The organism is Parabacteroides sp. PF5-6 (assembly GCF_029504695.1).
In the GTDB taxonomy this organism is placed as follows: Bacteria; Bacteroidota; Bacteroidia; order Bacteroidales; family Tannerellaceae; genus QVMG01.
Genome location: NZ_JAQFIN010000005.1, coordinates 115898 through 132138 on the forward strand (window position 1 = coordinate 115898; position 16241 = coordinate 132138).

The following is a 16241-nucleotide window of genomic DNA, read 5'->3' on the forward strand; positions in this document are numbered from 1 at the left end:
GGCTTGAAATGGAAAATCTGTTTGTTTTTACTCCGCTGGAAATCATTCTTCTTATTGCAACCGGATTCTTTTTTCTGATCCAGTTGTTGTATTGGCTGGTTACTTATGCCCGACCGCTGCGTAAGCTGAAGAAGATCCGGGCAAGCGAGCCGGAGCAATGGCAGGCGATATCCGTGGTGGTCTATGCCAAGAACGAATCGGAGAACTTACGCAAGCACCTGCCTGCCCTGTTGACACAGGATTATCCCGAGTATGAGGTCGTTGTGGTCAACGACGGCTCGACCGACGAGAGTGATGAAGTGTTGAAAACCCTGGAGCAAGAGTATCCCCACCTGTATCATACCTATATCCCGGAAGATGTCAAGTATCTGAGCCGCAAGAAGCTGGCCTTAACGGTGGGCATTAAAGCGGCGAAACATAAGTATATCCTGTTTACGGAAGCCAATTGTGAGCCGTTGACGAACCGTTGGATCCATTCCATCGCCAAGGCATACCGTCCGGATACCGAGATCGTACTGGGTTTTTGTGCCTACCGTTACAACCGGGGGCTGAAGCATCAATTGATTGCCTACGATAACCTGCTCGATGGTTTGCAGTATCTCTCTTCGGCACTGAAACGCCATCCGTTTACAGGCAATGGGCGTAACCTTTCGTACCGCAAGGAACTCTTCTTCGAACATAAAGGTTATCAGAAATCGTTGGGACTACATGCCGGCGACGACGATCTCTTTATCAATGAATCGGCCAACCGGGAGAATACGAAGGTGACCTATACGCCGGACAGCATTACGCAGATGTCCAAGATTGAACGCTTCCGGGTGTGGCGGGAAATGAAAGTATCCCGCGCCGCCACCCAGCGTTATTACAAAGGCACGGCGCTGACGTATTACCGCCTGGAGCCCGTGACCCACCTGCTTTTGTTATTGGCGACGGTGGCAACGATCGTTGTAAGCCTTTCCGGCAACTGGCTGGCCGGGGTGATTGCCGGTGTTTTGTTGTTGTTGCGTTACCTGACCAAAGCCGTTATCCTGCATAAATCCGCCAAGATGTTGCAGCAAAAACCCACCACCGTCTGGCTCTTCCTGTTGGAGATCATCAAACCGATCTTCAGCCTCTACACCCGCATCTACCGCCTGTTCCGCGGAAAGAATGATTATACGTTCCGGTTGTCCTGAGGGTTTCTACTTTGTCCAGGCCTTATAAGACTTGGCCAGTTCGGGCATGAAACTATCTAAGGTGGGATATTTGTCGCGTTGCTGTTCATAGCTTTCCAATGCGTCGGCCAGGTTTTCTACCCAGTAAAAGCCAAAGCTGTACTTGATCAGGTTGATCCAAGCCTCGATCTCCGATTGCTCAAAGTCATGGTCTTTCATATATTGGATGACGGCGGCGTTGATCAGTACCTCGTCGAGTATGACTTCCCATGAAGTGTATGCCTCAGCACTTTGACTTTCCTGCAGTGCGGCATAAATCTTCTCGCCGCTTTCCCGGAACGCTTCCCGGTGTTTTTCCGTCAGGTGATCGACAAACGGATGGCAGAACTCGTGTGTCAGTATGCCCAGGTCCGGAAGTGTTGAGAATTCAGGAAAGCCCGTCTGATCAAACATCCACATCCCCATAACAGCATAGACCTTCCGCTCGCCGTTGAGGTAGTCCACATTCACTCCGAAGCAATTCCCCAAAATACCCGGCCCGAGCCGTATGGCAAAGGTCTCCGTCGGCTTTTTGCCGAAGAAAGAAGCATACCAATCCAGGTCTACCTGTTCATAAATGGGTGTAAAGCGCCTGGCCAACTCCGCGTACAATTCCTTATTCTCCTTGAAAAAGCGGTCGAACTGGCTGTCTTCGCGAAACTGTTGCAACAATAAAACAAACTGATGTACATTCTCTTCCGTCCACCGCGGATCGAGTTGCCAAACCTCCTTGACCTCGGGCAGGAGTTTCAAGTCTTCATCCAGGTGAGCCGCCAGCCACATGGGCCCATCAAAAGCAATATCGTTTTCTTTTATGATAAACCGGGTGAATTGGATCAATTCATGATTTTTATACTCCTCAAAGTGACGGTCAATTCTATCGGTATAAAGTTTAAACTCTTTTTCCGCATACTCCTGCTTCTCGGCTAAACGAAAAACAAGACTAATCAACTCCACTCGTTTGTCGACAATCGGTGGTTCGATCCGGACATTCTCCTTTGCACACGCCTGTGGCCAGAGTGTGCTCAGGAGAATGAGGGTTATTCTTACAATGGAAGACACGGTTTTTATGTTTTTAAGCGTTTATTCCTCCGTCAGCGTTTCACTATTCTTTGCCAGCGAAGCCAGGCCGCCGATGGCGCCGAGGTTCATGGTGTCGAGTGCCGAGCTGGGCACGATCACCATGGAGCCTTTTTCTTTCAGTCCTTCGAACAACATATTCATGCCTCTCAGGTGCAAGGCGACCGGGTTGTTGGTGTATTTGCGGCTGGCCTGTTCGAACTTCTCGGCAATCTCCGTTTCGGCTGTTCCCAGAATCACGCGGGCTCTGCGTTCGCGTTCGGCCTGTGCCTCTTTACTCATGGCATCGGCCAGGTCGGCGGGGATAGCAATGTCGTTGATCCCTACGGTCTGGCAGGTGATGCCCCAGGGGTTGGTGTTGTGGTCGAGCGTCTGTTGCAGGTCTTCGGCGATCTTATCGCGCTCTTGCAATAGGGTCGACAGTTCGTGCTTGCCAATCGTATCGCGCAGGCCGGTCTGGGCGATATGCTCGATGGCCTTTTGATATTCCTGTACTTCCAGGGCGGCTTTCTCTACATCCCAAACCGTCCAGTAGACTACCGCGTCGACATTGACCGGCACGGTATCTTTGGTCAGGGTCTGCTCGGCTTTGAAGGTACTTACCCGCACGCGCTGGTCGATATACGACGGCACACTGTCGATAATCGGGATGATCATAAAGGGACCGGGGCCTTTCAATCCTTTGTATTTCCCCATGCGCAGTACGACCGCCCGTTCCCACTGGTCGGCAATGCGGATCGAGGTTGCTATCAATCCGGAAACAACTAATAATGCGGCAAAGAGCGACTCTCCAATTATATCTGAAGCATATAAAACAACCGATCCAAGGATCAGTACGACCAATACGGATAAAGAAATGGGATTAAACCATCCCTTGTTGATTAGATGTGTTGTCATAATTGTAGTATTTTAGGGGTTTTCAATGTTTTTCAATTCCTGCATCACCTCATCGAGGCTGAATCCATAACTCAGGGCAACGGACGAGAACTGCGTGCAGATCTCTTTCAGTTTGTCTTCCCGCTCTTTCTTGGGCACCACCTGCTTGGTCTTGTTGATAAAAGTGCCCGTTCCCTGCTGGGTCTCCAGAATATTTTTGATCTCTAACTCTTTATACGCCTTGGAAACCGTGTTGAGGTTCACCTTTAACTCTACGGCAAGCGCCCGAACGGTGGGCAGTTGCTCCCCCAGTTTGAGTTGCCCGGAAGCAATGCCAAACCTGATCTGGTCGATGATCTGACGATACACCGGAACCCCGCTGGAGTAGTCTAATAGAAACGTAATCATATTCTTTTCTTTTATATTATTAAGCTATTGTACTATATGAATAGGACAAAGGTACAAGAAGCGCGGAAACTTCCAAACGTTCAGGCAAAGTTTTAACAAAATTTGTTAGATGTGATACACATAAAAGTTTCACATCCCCCTTCCACCTTTCACCCTTTCCCGAGATCCCTGTATTGATCAGCGTTTCAGGTGAAGGATTGGAGAAGATCTGCGTCAAGTATGGAGCCCTCCCAAAAAGGCCGGCAGGGTTTTCCAAAAGGCTGCCGGAGTTTTGTAAAAGGCCGGCGGCCTTTTGGAAAACTCCGGCGGCCTTTTTCGGGGAGCTGTCATTTTTTAAGGTATTCCTTTACCTTTCACCCGAAACGCTGATCAATACAGGGATCTGGCGACTGGGTGAAAGGTGAAGACCGGGATGAAAATTTTTATGTGGTAAACTACCGGTACTTTGCGCGCAAACTACTAATATTTTGTCGCCAAACTACCGGTACTTTGCGCGCAAACTACCGGTAGTTTCTGAAGAGAATATTAACGCCCCATTTTCAATGGTTTATAAATCTGCGAAGTCCATTCGCATGGAAGAAAATCGGAAGATTTGAAACATACGTTTGTGAATAATACAGGCTGATTTTTTGGGCTTCGGCTTTATTCGAACCGGATGGTCTTGGCAGGTTCGATCTTGGTGATCAGCCAGGAGGGGGCAATCATCATCAAAAGGGTGAAAAAGAGGGTGCCGGCGTTCAATAATAACAGGGCAAAGAGGCTGAGGTCGATAGGCACGGCGTCGAGATAGTAGGTTGCCGGGTCGAGTGGGATCAGGTGGAAGCGGGATTGCACAAAACAGATGGCCAGCCCGATCACATTGCCCCAGATCATGCCTTTGCCGATCAGGAAAAAGGAGACATAAAGGAATACTTTGCGGATCCGCGTATTGTCGTGGCCCATGGCTTTGAGGATACCGATCATATTGGTGCGCTCCAGGATGACAATCAACAGGCCGGAGATCATCGTAAAACCCGAAACCAACACCATGAGGATCAGGATTACGATCACATTCGTATCGAGCACCTCCAACCAACTGAAAATCGCCGGGTTCAATTCTTTCACCGAGCGGGTGTAGTAGGCATTGCCCGCGCGATCGGTTTTATCCGCCATCTCAAAGAAAAGATCTTCGGCGATCCAATCCAGGTGGTCGTAGTTGTCGACCAATAGTTCGATACCGCTGACCTGATCCTTGTCCCAACCGTTCAGGCGGCGGACCTGTTTGATATCAACCAGAACAAACAATTTGTCGTAATCCAGAAATCCCGTTTCGTAGATGCCGCTGATCTGAAAGCTGCGGGGGCGCACATCGCCGTTTTCCTGAATAAAGTAGGAGAGGAAGGTATCGCCGACCCGTAAGCCCAGGCGGTCGGCCAAGGTCTGCGACAGGATAGCGTCGGTCGAGTTCTTTTCCGGATCGACCTGGAAGATTTCCCCTTCTCTCAGGTTTTGTTGAAAGAAAGTCCAGTCGTAATCCGCATCTACCCCTTTGAGGATGATGCCTTGAAAGTCTTCGTCGGTCTTCAGTATGCCGGGTTTGGTCACAAAGGTTTCCGCATGGGTGATGCCGGGGAACTGGCGGAGTGTTTCCAGCAGGGTGTCGCTCACCGCTATGGGCGTATATTCAAAGGATGAGTTGTTGTCGAAGTTCGTGATCTGTATATGCGAACCAAAGCCGATCACCTTATTGCGCACCTCCTTCTTGAAGCCGACGATAATGGCCACCGACAGGATCATCACGGCCAAACCCAAGGCAATCCCGATCATGGCCACCTGTACGGCCGGCGAGACTACCCGTTTTTCACCATCCTGGCGGAAATGGATCTTCTTAGCTATGAAGAGCTCTAAGTTCATTGTATGTTTCAAGGGCTTTCGCCAGCACCTTAAGTGCTTTGCCCAGTTCTTCTTTGTTCAGGACATAGGCGATGCGCACCTCGTCTTTGCCCAGGTCCGGGTGGGTATAAAAGCCCGAAGCCGGCGCCATCATCACGGTCTGCCCTTCGTATTCGAATTCGCTCAGGCACCAGGCGCAGAACTTATCGGCATCGTCGATCGGCAGGCGGGCTACGGTATAGAAGGCGCCCATCGGGATCGGCGAGTAGCAGCCCGGGATGCGGTTCAATCCGTCGACCAGGAAATTCCGGCGTTCGAGGTATTCATTATATACATTGAGCATATAGTCTTCGGGTGTATCCAACGAGGCCTCGGCGATGATCTGTCCGATCAATGGGGGACTCAGGCGGGCCTGGCACCATTTCATCACATTCTCCTTCACCTGTTGATTCTTGGTGATGATCGCCCCGATGCGGATTCCACATTCGCTATAGCGTTTGGACACGGAGTCGACCAATACCACATTATTCTCGATCCCTTCCAGGTGAAGCGCCGAGATATAAGGCGCGCCCGTATAGCAGAACTCGCGGTACACCTCGTCGGAGAAAAGGAAGAGATCGTATTTCTTCACCAGATCGCGAATCTGTTCCATTTCTTTGCGGGTGTACAGGTAGCCGGTCGGGTTGTTCGGGTTACAAATCAGGATGGCTTTGGTGCGGGGTGTGATCAAGGCTTCGAACTTTTCGATCGGCGGCAGGGCAAACCCTTCTTCGATGGAAGAAGGCACCGTTTTGATCACCGCTCCGGAAGAGATGGCGAAAGCCATATAGTTGGCGTAGGCAGGCTCGGGCACGATAATCTCATCGCCCGGATCGAGACAGGCCATAAACGAGAAAGAAACGGCTTCGGATCCGCCGGTGGTGATAATGATATCGTCCACACTCACTTGGATATTGAACTTATTGTAGTACTTGACCAGTTTTTCGCGAAACGAACGGTTCCCTTCGCTGGGTGAATACTCCAACACTTTCCGGTCGACGGCTCGCATCGCCTCCATGGCGACTTCGGGAGTCGGAATATCCGGTTGTCCGATGTTCAGATGATATACTTTAAGACCTTTAGCCTTAGCCTGGTTAGCCAAGGGCACAAGTTTGCGGATCGGAGAAGCCGGCATATTGACTCCTCGTTGGGAAATATTGGGCATGTTCTTGATTTTTGTCGCAAAAATAGTGTAAAAGGTGTTATAATGCAAGCGTAAGCCCGCCTTTATTTGCCCGGAGGTGGAGAGTCTTTGCTGGCGTGCATGGTGGAAACGAAGGCATGGGGATCGACTTTCTTGATTTCCTCTTTCAAGCGCGGCATATCTTTGCGCTCGGCGATGGTAAAAATGATCTCCCGCTCTTTGCCTTCGAACATACCCCGGCCGTGCAGGAACGTACCGCGCATATTCATCTTATTGACAATAATATCTTTGACTTCTTCGGTCTTGGGCGTAACCACAAAGACCGCCCGGTTGGGGTTCTCCGTCTGGAACATCTCCACCACCTTGCCGTAGACGAAGATGGTAAACCAGGAATACAGAGGCACTTTCCAGTCGTTGAATGCCAAGAGCCCGAAGATCACGATCAACGAGTCGAGGATAATGATCAGGTTACTGACTTTCAGGTTCGAATTGGCGGCAATCACCCGCGCCAGTACATCGGTTCCGGCACTGGTACTCTGCGCTTTGAACACACAGGTCACACCCACGCCGAGGATGGCTCCACCGTAGAAGGCCGCGATGAAACTGTCGTTCTCCAACAACGGTTCGCCGAAAAGCAGCGAAAGCCCGTCGGTAAAGAAAGAGATCAGTAAAAAGGTTACGACTGTTTTCGGACCGGACGACAAACCCAGCTTTTTGATCGCCAGGATCAGAAGCGGCACGTTGAAGCACAATGCGGTGATACCCATCGGCAAGCCGTCGGGCATAAACTCGAACATGCCTTTGGTCACATGATGCAAAACGATAGAGATCCCGTAGACACCGCCCGGTACGATCTTGTAGGGCGCCAGGAAAAGGACATAACTCAAGGCTTGAAGGAAGGCTCCGACTACAATCAGCGAGTAATCACGCAGATAATTCTTCCAGGTAACGGTATTCGACAGAACAAGTTGCTGTTTCATGTCAGGTCTGTATTTATGTGTTTGTGTTGTTTAGTTTCTAAGACGGAGCAAAGATATGGAAAAAAAAGAAGTTGTATCTAAAAACGATACAACTTCTTACTCCTTCACTTCTCAGCCCGAAGGTAGGAGTTGTTGGTGACGTTCAACAGGGTAACGTATTTGCGATACTGATCTGTTGACAATACGTCGCGCATGAGTTTCAAGTTCCCATAGACCGCATTCTCCTTTTTCCTTGTTGCCAATGTCCCGCGGAACCGGCTACTTTCCAATTGATTGTCGATAAAAGCTTCATTGATCAGGGATACCTGTGAAGCTTGATACGCATCCAATTCCAAATACTTACTTAATCGTTCCAGACTAACCACCATGGGTTTGGCACAAATCTCCGGCTTCTCCTGAGCATAACTCAGCGACGCGCACAGCGTCAATACCATAATAACTACAATTAAACGTTTCATAACTACAATCTTTTTTTTTACCTAAAACCTATTAACCAAAAACTAAACAATTCTTTTTACCTTAAAGACCAAGTTGCATAACCCTCTGTCTTGCTTTGTACTTCTTAGACTTAAAGGTGGTTAATAGTTTAATAGACAAGATGTAACAATCGACGTTTCACCCCAATCAATCGGCAAAACCGGGGAATAGACCGACGAAAGGGATTCGGCGTGAGTCGCCGTTTTCAGAAAATTAACGCGAAAACGCGCGATGCCTTTGATAAATCTCTACCTTTGTGCCTGCAAACAGCGATGTTTGCTTTTAATTCTTTCTCTTAGTAATACTAATTCAGCATTATGAATTCATTTTTTATTGGTAAGTACGAAATTAAACTGCCTATTATCCAAGGGGGTATGGGCGTTGGTGTGTCTATGTCGGGCCTGGCTTCTGCTGTTGCAAACCAGGGTGGGGTAGGCGTTATCTCGGCTGCGGGAATCGGTTTGTTGTATCCGAAGCTCCGGGGTGATTATATGGAAAAATGCATCCTCGGCTTGAAAGAGGAATTGCGCAAGGCGCGCGAAAAGACCAAAGGAGTGATCGGTGTGAACATTATGGTTGCCCTTTCCAACTTCGCCGACCTGGCCCGTACGGCCATTGCGGAGAAGGCGGATGTTATTTTCGCCGGCGCCGGATTGCCGCTCGACCTGCCTTCGTTCCTGCAAAAGGATAGCAAGACGATGCTTGTTCCTATTGTTTCTTCTTCCCGTGCGGCAAAGATCATTTGCGATAAATGGAAGCAGAACTTTAATTACCTGCCCGACGCGATTGTCGTGGAAGGACCGAAAGCCGGTGGTCATTTAGGCTTTAAGAATAATCAGATCGAGGACGAACATTTCTCGCTGGAAGAGATCATTCCCGGCGTATTGGAGATCGCCGGTCAGTACAAGGATGAAAAGAATATCCCTGTGATTGCTGCCGGTGGGATTACGACCGGTGAAGATATTGCCCGTTTCATGAAGATGGGCGTGTCAGGTGTGCAGATGGGCTCTGTCTTTGTGCCGACGCACGAGTGTGACGCTTCGACCGAATTTAAGAATGTCTATATCCATTCTTCCGAAGACGATATCCGCATCATCCAGAGTCCGGTCGGTATGCCCGGCCGCGCTTTCGACGGGGAGTTTATCCGGAGTGTCGCCGAAGGAAAAGAGAAACCCAAACGGTGTTCTTTCCATTGCATCAAAACGTGCGATTACGAGAAGAGCCCTTACTGCATTATCAAAGCGCTTTATTATGCAGCCAAAGGCAAACTGGATAAAGGCTATGTTTTTGCCGGAAAGAATGCCTATCTAGCCGAAAAGATCAGCAGCGTAAAAGAAGTGATCGACAAATTACGGAACGAATATTCGCTTTCGTTGAAGTAAGATCGCTCTTCAAAAAAATAGTTAAGCCACGGATGGCACGGATAACACCTGCCATTCGTGGCTTTTTTAGTTTAAAGTATTTCTTTCATCCATTCGAACAAGTCGTCCAGGTTGTAGTCGCCGCTATGTCCCCGGTTCCAGGGGAGGGCGAAGTCAACGTTATAGCCGTTGTTGATCAGTTTGGTGTACAGATTGATCGAGATCTGGAAACCGGTGTCGCGGTCGATGGCCCCGTGGCGGATGTACCAGTTGGGCGTCGTCCGGCTGACGCCATCGCCGATAAACGACATGGGGTTCATTAGTCTTACCTTTTCTATCGTTGAAGGATCCGGCGTGGCGGAAGCATGGCCGGTTGCTTTTTGCAGGCTGAACGCGGTGAAGTTGACCGCATTTCCTGTTTCATCGCCAAAGACACTGTTTTCGGGCGAAGGACGATCGATCAATACCCCCGACTGATCGAATGCCGGCGGCGTTTTCAATTGTCGTTTATTGAGGATATAGTTGAAATAGACCTCGAGATCGATATCCACGACAAACTCACCGGGCGAGCCGCGGAAGCCGGTATTCAATTTGACGCCTGTCTCCGGCGGGATTTCACATCCTTCATTGCGTGCTTTCTGTGCCGACCGGATCAGGAAAGATTTCATATACGCGATGTAATTGTCGGCTGTCAAAGGAGACCCGTCGGGTTTGCGGAGGTTGAGGCTGTTCAGGTAGGCCGGGTATGATGCGGCCAAGGCATTCGAAATGGCGATTTGTTCGGGAGAGAGTGATCGTGTTCCGGTGTTGGTTGGGCTGTATAGCCATTCATAAGCCATATCGGCATGTTCCAGGTCGGTGATCGGGCAGTAGCAAACGGCGGCGAAAACATCATCGCGTTCGTTCGCGGCGCCAACAGCTTTCAGGTAGGGCTCGTATGCCGGGTGGTTTCCCGTGGCTCCGAGCAGGGAAGACATGGCCCCGCCGGCGCTTGTCCCGTCGGTAATGATCTTTTCGGTGTCGCCCGGGATCGTCGCTTTGTTGTGGCGCAGGTAGCGGATGGCCGATTTCAGGTCGATCAATCCGGCTGGAGCTCTGCCTGTCCAGAGCGTATCGCCGGCTGCTCGGATCACGGTCGAGTTCGATCCCCGGGCACCGGGTATGACCACAATATATCCTTCCAACAGGGCGCGGCCGGTGGCATCGGTCGCCGATGGCTGCGACGCTTTACTTGCCATGTACCCGCCGACGTTTGTCTTTAGAAAGATCGGGGTTTGCGTATTATTTCCATACGCTGATTCGGGAACATACAGGTTCAGGGTCTGATAAACGGGATCCACAACATGGGCTACATAGTATATATGTTCGTAAGCCCGGTATTTTACAGATTTCCCATCGGGAAAGTCCAATGTTCTCTCCGGCGCATGCATACCGGGATCAAACGCCAACGGATCGGCTGTGAAAGCCCGATTCTGTGTCAGGATAAAGGCCGTCAGGATTAATAATAAATAGGTTGTTTTACTCATATTGATATACTATTTTGTTTAACGTAATTTATTTCTTTGGAAATAAGCTGCCGATCGGATGGCGAAATAGATCAGGCCGAGAAGCAACAGGCAGGCGCAGATAAAATAGAGCCATTCGAAATTCAGTTTGTCGATGATCAGGCCTCCGGTGGCGGTGCCCAGTCCTATGCCCAGGTCCCAGAAAGTGAAATAGGTGGCATTGGCTGTTCCCCGCTGATTGTGTTCGGCCAGATTGATAAACATCGTCTGAAATGCCGGGTTGATATAGCCCAGACCTATCCCCAACAGGAAAGGGATCAGGTAGAGTATCCAGGCACTGTAACAAACCGTAAATAAGGCAAACGAAAGGATCAGGAAGGCCCCGCCGATATAGACCATCTGAATGATCTTGCCTTTATTGATCGACCGGGCGGAGATCAGACGGGCCAGTACGATGCCGGCGGACAGGATCACAAAGAAAGCGCCCGCATGATATTCGAAAGGAGCCGCTTCGCTATATACACCTACATAGTTCAAGACCGAGCCATAACCTAAGCCGGTGATGAAAAGAAAAGCGACGCATGGCAGGGCTTTGAGCAGAATGAAACGGTCGAGCGATAGAGCCTGCTTCGTGGCGGGCACCGGATGGATTTTCTTGATCGGCTTGATCCATAGGATGGTGAACAACCCGACCAGGCTGGAAAAGAACGCGGCGAGAAACAAGGCGTCGAAAGAATAATGGGCATGGATATACAAGCCGGAGACAGGCCCTACCGCCATCGCCAGATTGGCCGCCATGCCAAAGTAGCCGATCCCTTCGCCACGCCTTTCCGATACCATCAGGTCGACGGCGACCGTGCTTCCGCTGACCGTACTGATCCCGAACGCAAAACCATGCAGAATACGCAGGATGATAAACAAGATCAATGTGGTGGCCACGACATAGCCGGCGAAGATCGCGCAGAAAAAACCGTAACAGATCAGATACAAAGGCTTGCGACTGAACATATCAACGATAAAACCGGAGAAAGGGCGGATCAACAGGGCCGAGATCGTATAAAGTGCCAATACGATGCCGGCAACGGAACCGCTTGTCCCGAGGTTCTCCATCAGATAGAACGGAAGAACAGGGATCAACATATAAAAGGAATAGAACAAGAGTAGATTGGAAATGAAAACCAGGATAAAATCCCTGGTCCATAATGTGGGGCGCGTTGTCTTTTTATTCATCGGAGTTCGGATTGTTGTTTATTAAGATCTGAAGCGACTCCAGGAATTTTTCTTTATCGATGCCGGAAAAAAACGTACGGTCGATTTTCAAGGCGAGTTCTTTCCCACGTATGGCCTTTTCGACGCCCGCTTCCGTCAGCGAAAGGGTATACGCCCGTTTGTCGACCGGATGGGTGTGGCGCATCATCAAGCCTTTTTCGATCAGTGTTTTGACCACATTCGATACCATGGCTTTGTCCAGGCGACGCTTGTCGGAAATCAGTTGTTGGGTCACGATCTCGTCGATACTCAGTTCCAGCGTTCCGGCCAGGATGATAAACTGGATATAAGTAATGTCCAGTTCTTTCAGCGTCGCATTGATGATCCGTTGTTTCAGAAAGGATACCTGGGTAAGTAGATAGCCCAGTTGCTCATCGGGTTTGTCTATTTTCTTTTTCATTTGGGAATGCGCTTAATTGTATCGCAAATATAGTTTATGTGTAAACTATATCCAAGCGATTCCCATTTCTTTTTTATCATAGAAGCCACAAAAATCCCGGCTTGAACCCGAACGGGCTTGCCCGGATTTTTTGTTCTTTTGGGGGGAGTAGTTGCTTGTTGATAATTATCAACAAATAATTACTCCCTGCGAAAAGAAGAAATACTCTCCCGGGAAGCCCATAAAAAAGTTTGATATGGAAGGCGGGTATTTCCGAAACAAAGATAACTTTGTGGAATAATTTAATATCCATCTTATGAAAACTACAAACATCCTGATGAAAACTACAAACATCCTTAGGAAAGCGACACATTATGGTTTGATCGTCTGCCTGTTTCTGGCGATCTTTTGTTCGGCAGAGGTATTGGCACAGCAAAGTCGGATGATCGACGTGCGCGTGGCACCTGAACATGCCGATTGGTTGTACCAGACCGGTGAGAAAGTCAAATTTAATATCGAGGTGACCCGGAATGATGTCAATCTGAAAGGGGTAGAGATCCGTTATGAGATCTCCGAAGATATGATGAAGCCGCTTCAGACGAAGACCTTGGTGTTGAAAGACGGAAAAACAACGGTGGATGCCGGTACGATGAAGAAACCGGGGTTCCTGCGCTGCATTGTCTATGCGAAATACGACGGGAAGGAATACCAGGGCATGGCTACTGCCGGTTTTAATCCGGAAAAGATACAGCCGACCACGACTTTGCCTGCCGACTTCGTGGCGTTCTGGGAAAACGCCAAAATAGAGAATGCGAAGATCCCGATGGATGCGAAAGTGACTTTGCTGCCGGAGCGCTGTACGGAAAAGGTGAATGTGTATCACGTGAACTTGCAGAATTTCAGACGGGGCGCTCGTCTTTACGCGATTATATGTGTGCCGAAAGCGCCGGGGAAATATCCGGCTTTACTGCGCGTGCCGGGTGCCGGAACCCGTCCTTACAATGGGGATCTCCTGAATGCGGAGAAAGGCATGATCACTTTTGAGATCGGTATACATGGGGTGCCGGTGAACCTGCCGGTGTCTTTTTATAGTGAACTGGGCAACGGACCGTTAAATGGATATATGCATTCCAATCTGGACAATAAGGATGAATACTACTACAAACGGGTATATCTGGGCTGTGTCCGGGCGGTGGATTATATCTACAGCCTGCCGGAGTTCGACGGTACGAATGTCTATGTGGCCGGCGGCAGCCAGGGTGGTGCACTTTCGATTATTACGGCTGGGCTCGACTCCCGCATCAAAGGGCTTATCGCGTTCTATCCGGCTTTGTCGGATCTGACCGGATATGCCAACGGACGTGCCGGGGGCTGGCCTCACATGTTCCGCGAGGCGGATAAAAAGGATCCGGTTACTGCGCGTAAGATCGAGAACTCGAAGTATTATGATGTGGTCAATTTTGCCCGTTTGGTCAAGGTCCCCGGCTTTTATTCTTCGGGATATAACGATATGGTTTGTCCGCCGACTTCCATGTATTCGGCTTATAATGTGATTACGGCTCCCAAAACGATGTTGATTGTGGAGGAAACGGCGCATTGGACGTATCCGGAGCAGTGGGAGAAGGCTTGGGAGTGGATGTATGAAAAACTAATTGATAATTGATAATTGACAATTGACAATTACTTCGTTAAGCGAACGTTGTTTGACAATTAAAAAGGAGAGGATAGAGAAATGAAGAGAGTATTGTTATTATGGATTTGTTTGTTGCCTTGCCTGGTGATGGCGGAGGTACGGTTGCCGGCTGTTTTTTCGAGTCACATGGTTATGCAACGGGATCAGAAAGTGAACGTATGGGGCTGGGCAGATAAAAATGAAAGGGTAGAGGTTTTGTTTAACGGACAGACCAAGCGGGCGAAAGCCGATGCCGAAGGGAAATGGACGGTGCAACTGGAACCGATGAAACAGGGTGGACCGTATACCTTGACGGTCAAAGGCAGAGCGAATACGATTATCCTGACAGATATTCTTCTGGGCGATATCTGGGTGTGTAGCGGACAGTCGAATATGGAGTGGACCGTGAAGGATGTGAACGATGCGGCGCGTGAGATCGCCGAGGCCAATCATCCGATGATCCGCTCTTTTAATGTGGTGAAGAATATCAGTTTCAAACCGCTGGACGCGTTGGAAGGGGAATGGACCGTCTGTTCGCCGACGACCGTGCCCGACTATTCGGCGGTGGGTTATTTCTTTGCCCGCAAACTCCATCAGGAGACGGGTGTACCGATTGGCATTATCAATTCTTCGTGGGGCGGAACCGACGTCGAAACCTGGACCAGCGCGGATGCGTTCAATACGTTGCCCGGCGAATTCAAAAAGCGGTATGAAGCGGTAGCTATCCCCGCCGATCTGGATGGTTTCCTGGCGGAGAACGAGCGGAAGAAAGAATTATACCTGCAAGCCCTCGCACAAGAGAAGGGGCTTCGGGAGGAATGGTTTGCTCCGACGCATGATATCTCGGCCTGGCGATCGCTCGAAGTGCCTAAGCTCTGGGCGCAGACCGAACTGGGCGATACGCATGGCATGGTGTGGTTCAACCTCGACCTCACACTCCCCGCCGGAGTGGACGGAAAGGCAGGCGAACTCAGCTTGGGCATGATCGATGACAATGAGATCACGTGGGTCAATGGTGTGAAAGTGGGTGAGACCAACGGTTATAATCTCAACCGGGTCTATGCCGTTCCGGCCGGAGTCTTGAAAGAAGGCCAGAACCGGATTGCCGTTCGCGTGTACGATACCGGGGGAGGCGCCGGCTTCTATAGCGAGAGTGGACAATTATCCTTGAAGATCGACGGGCGGACCTATCCGTTGGCCGGGCAGTGGAAATACCGCGAGGGAGCGACCAACCAACAGTTTGGCTACCAGGAGTTCTCGCCCAATCTGTATCCTTCGTTGCTCTATAATGCGATGATCCACCCGATCATTGCGTTTGCGATGAAAGGGGCGATCTGGTATCAGGGCGAAAATAATGCCGGGGCCGCTTACCATTACCGCACCTTATTCCCGTTGATGATCAACGACTGGCGCGCGAAGTGGGGAAGAGAATTTCCGTTCTACTGGGTGCAGCTGGCCAATTATATGGCGAAAGAAGAGCAGCCGGTGGATAGCGACTGGGCGAAACTGCGCGAGGCACAGACGATGACCCTGTCGTTGCCGCAAACGGGCGAAGCGGTGATTATCGATATCGGTGAAGCAGATGATATTCATCCCCGAAACAAACAAGATGTAGGGCTTCGCCTGGCATTGAATGCGCTAAATAAAGATTATGGCTTTACAGACATAGCTTATGCCAGTCCTATCTATCGGTCGATGGACATTCAGGGCGATCGGGCAATCATCACCTTCGATCATGCCGATCAAGGCCTTTCGGCACGGAATAAACACGGGTATGTGGAAGGATTTGCCATTGCCGGCAGCGACCGGAAATTCTATTGGGCCAAAGCGGTGATCGAAGGAAATAAAGTGATCGTACAGAGTGACCAGGTGAAAAATCCGGTAGCCGTTCGTTACGGATGGGCCAATAATCCGGATGTGAACCTGTATAACGCTGCCGGATTGCCGGCCACTCCTTTCCGTACGGACGATTGGTGATAAATAAGT

At 50.0% G+C, this 16241-nt stretch carries 14 protein-coding genes; 4 read left to right on the plus strand and 10 right to left on the minus strand.

Going from position 1 to position 16241, the window contains the following annotated elements; all coding sequences use genetic code 11:
• Nucleotides 1-8: 8 nt before the first annotated feature.
• Complete coding sequence (locus M2133_RS08135; protein WP_277465581.1) at nucleotides 9-1175, plus strand: glycosyltransferase; 1167 nt, start codon at nucleotides 9-11, stop codon at nucleotides 1173-1175.
• Nucleotides 1176-1181: 6 nt separating this feature from the next.
• Here M2133_RS08135 and M2133_RS08140 read toward each other — a convergent pair whose 3' ends face one another.
• The 7 genes from M2133_RS08140 to M2133_RS08170 all read right to left on the minus strand — a co-directional run bounded on the left by M2133_RS08140 (nucleotide 1182) and on the right by M2133_RS08170 (nucleotide 8050).
• A complete protein-coding gene (locus tag M2133_RS08140) occupies nucleotides 1182-2255 on the minus strand; it encodes a DUF4932 domain-containing protein (RefSeq protein ID WP_277465582.1) in 1074 nt (357 codons plus the stop codon).
• 21 nt (nucleotides 2256-2276) lie between these two features.
• Nucleotides 2277-3170, minus strand: a complete 894-nt coding sequence (locus tag M2133_RS08145; RefSeq protein ID WP_277465583.1) for a slipin family protein — start codon at nucleotides 3168-3170, stop codon at nucleotides 2277-2279.
• Nucleotides 3171-3182: 12 nt separating this feature from the next.
• The gene (locus M2133_RS08150; protein ID WP_277465584.1) at nucleotides 3183-3557 is read right to left on the minus strand and encodes a GntR family transcriptional regulator; all 375 of its coding nucleotides are present in this window, start codon (nucleotides 3555-3557) and stop codon (nucleotides 3183-3185) included.
• A 642-nt stretch (nucleotides 3558-4199) separates the two neighbouring features.
• A complete protein-coding gene (locus M2133_RS08155; protein WP_277465586.1) occupies nucleotides 4200-5450 on the minus strand; it encodes an ABC transporter permease in 1251 nt (416 codons plus the stop codon).
• Nucleotides 5425-6633, minus strand: coding sequence for a pyridoxal phosphate-dependent aminotransferase (locus M2133_RS08160; protein ID WP_277465587.1), 1209 nt, complete (start codon nucleotides 6631-6633; stop codon nucleotides 5425-5427). Before M2133_RS08160 ends, M2133_RS08155 begins: the two co-directional genes overlap by 26 nt.
• Nucleotides 6634-6695: 62 nt before the next feature.
• Nucleotides 6696-7592 (minus strand): YitT family protein, encoded by an 897-nt coding sequence (locus M2133_RS08165; RefSeq protein ID WP_277465589.1) that lies wholly within the window; start codon nucleotides 7590-7592, stop codon nucleotides 6696-6698.
• 104 nt (nucleotides 7593-7696) lie between these two features.
• The gene (locus M2133_RS08170) at nucleotides 7697-8050 is read right to left on the minus strand and encodes a hypothetical protein (RefSeq protein ID WP_277465590.1); all 354 of its coding nucleotides are present in this window, start codon (nucleotides 8048-8050) and stop codon (nucleotides 7697-7699) included.
• 336 nt (nucleotides 8051-8386) lie between these two features.
• Between M2133_RS08170 and M2133_RS08175 the strand changes: the two genes are divergently transcribed.
• Nucleotides 8387-9451 carry a nitronate monooxygenase family protein gene (locus M2133_RS08175; protein ID WP_277465591.1) on the plus strand — a complete coding sequence of 355 codons (1065 nt, stop codon included), beginning with the start codon at nucleotides 8387-8389 and terminating at the stop codon, nucleotides 9449-9451.
• A 71-nt stretch (nucleotides 9452-9522) separates the two neighbouring features.
• On the opposite strand, the gene M2133_RS08180 is transcribed toward M2133_RS08175, so the two are convergent.
• From M2133_RS08180 to M2133_RS08190, 3 genes are read right to left on the minus strand one after another with little or no spacing between them, the layout of a single operon-like run.
• The gene (locus M2133_RS08180; protein ID WP_277465593.1) at nucleotides 9523-10956 is read right to left on the minus strand and encodes a subtype B tannase; all 1434 of its coding nucleotides are present in this window, start codon (nucleotides 10954-10956) and stop codon (nucleotides 9523-9525) included.
• An 18-nt stretch (nucleotides 10957-10974) separates the two neighbouring features.
• Nucleotides 10975-12165, minus strand: coding sequence for an MFS transporter (locus tag M2133_RS08185; RefSeq protein WP_277465594.1), 1191 nt, complete (start codon nucleotides 12163-12165; stop codon nucleotides 10975-10977).
• The gene (locus M2133_RS08190) at nucleotides 12158-12604 is read right to left on the minus strand and encodes a MarR family winged helix-turn-helix transcriptional regulator (RefSeq protein ID WP_277465595.1); all 447 of its coding nucleotides are present in this window, start codon (nucleotides 12602-12604) and stop codon (nucleotides 12158-12160) included. Before M2133_RS08190 ends, M2133_RS08185 begins: the two co-directional genes overlap by 8 nt.
• Nucleotides 12605-13025: 421 nt before the next feature.
• On the opposite strand from M2133_RS08190, the gene M2133_RS08195 reads away from it, so the two are divergent.
• Entirely contained in the window at nucleotides 13026-14246 is a 1221-nt protein-coding gene (locus tag M2133_RS08195) for an acetylxylan esterase (RefSeq protein WP_277465769.1), read from the plus strand.
• Between the two features lie 69 nt (nucleotides 14247-14315).
• Nucleotides 14316-16232 carry a sialate O-acetylesterase gene (locus tag M2133_RS08200; protein ID WP_277465596.1) on the plus strand — a complete coding sequence of 639 codons (1917 nt, stop codon included), beginning with the start codon at nucleotides 14316-14318 and terminating at the stop codon, nucleotides 16230-16232.
• Nucleotides 16233-16241 lie beyond the last annotated feature (9 nt).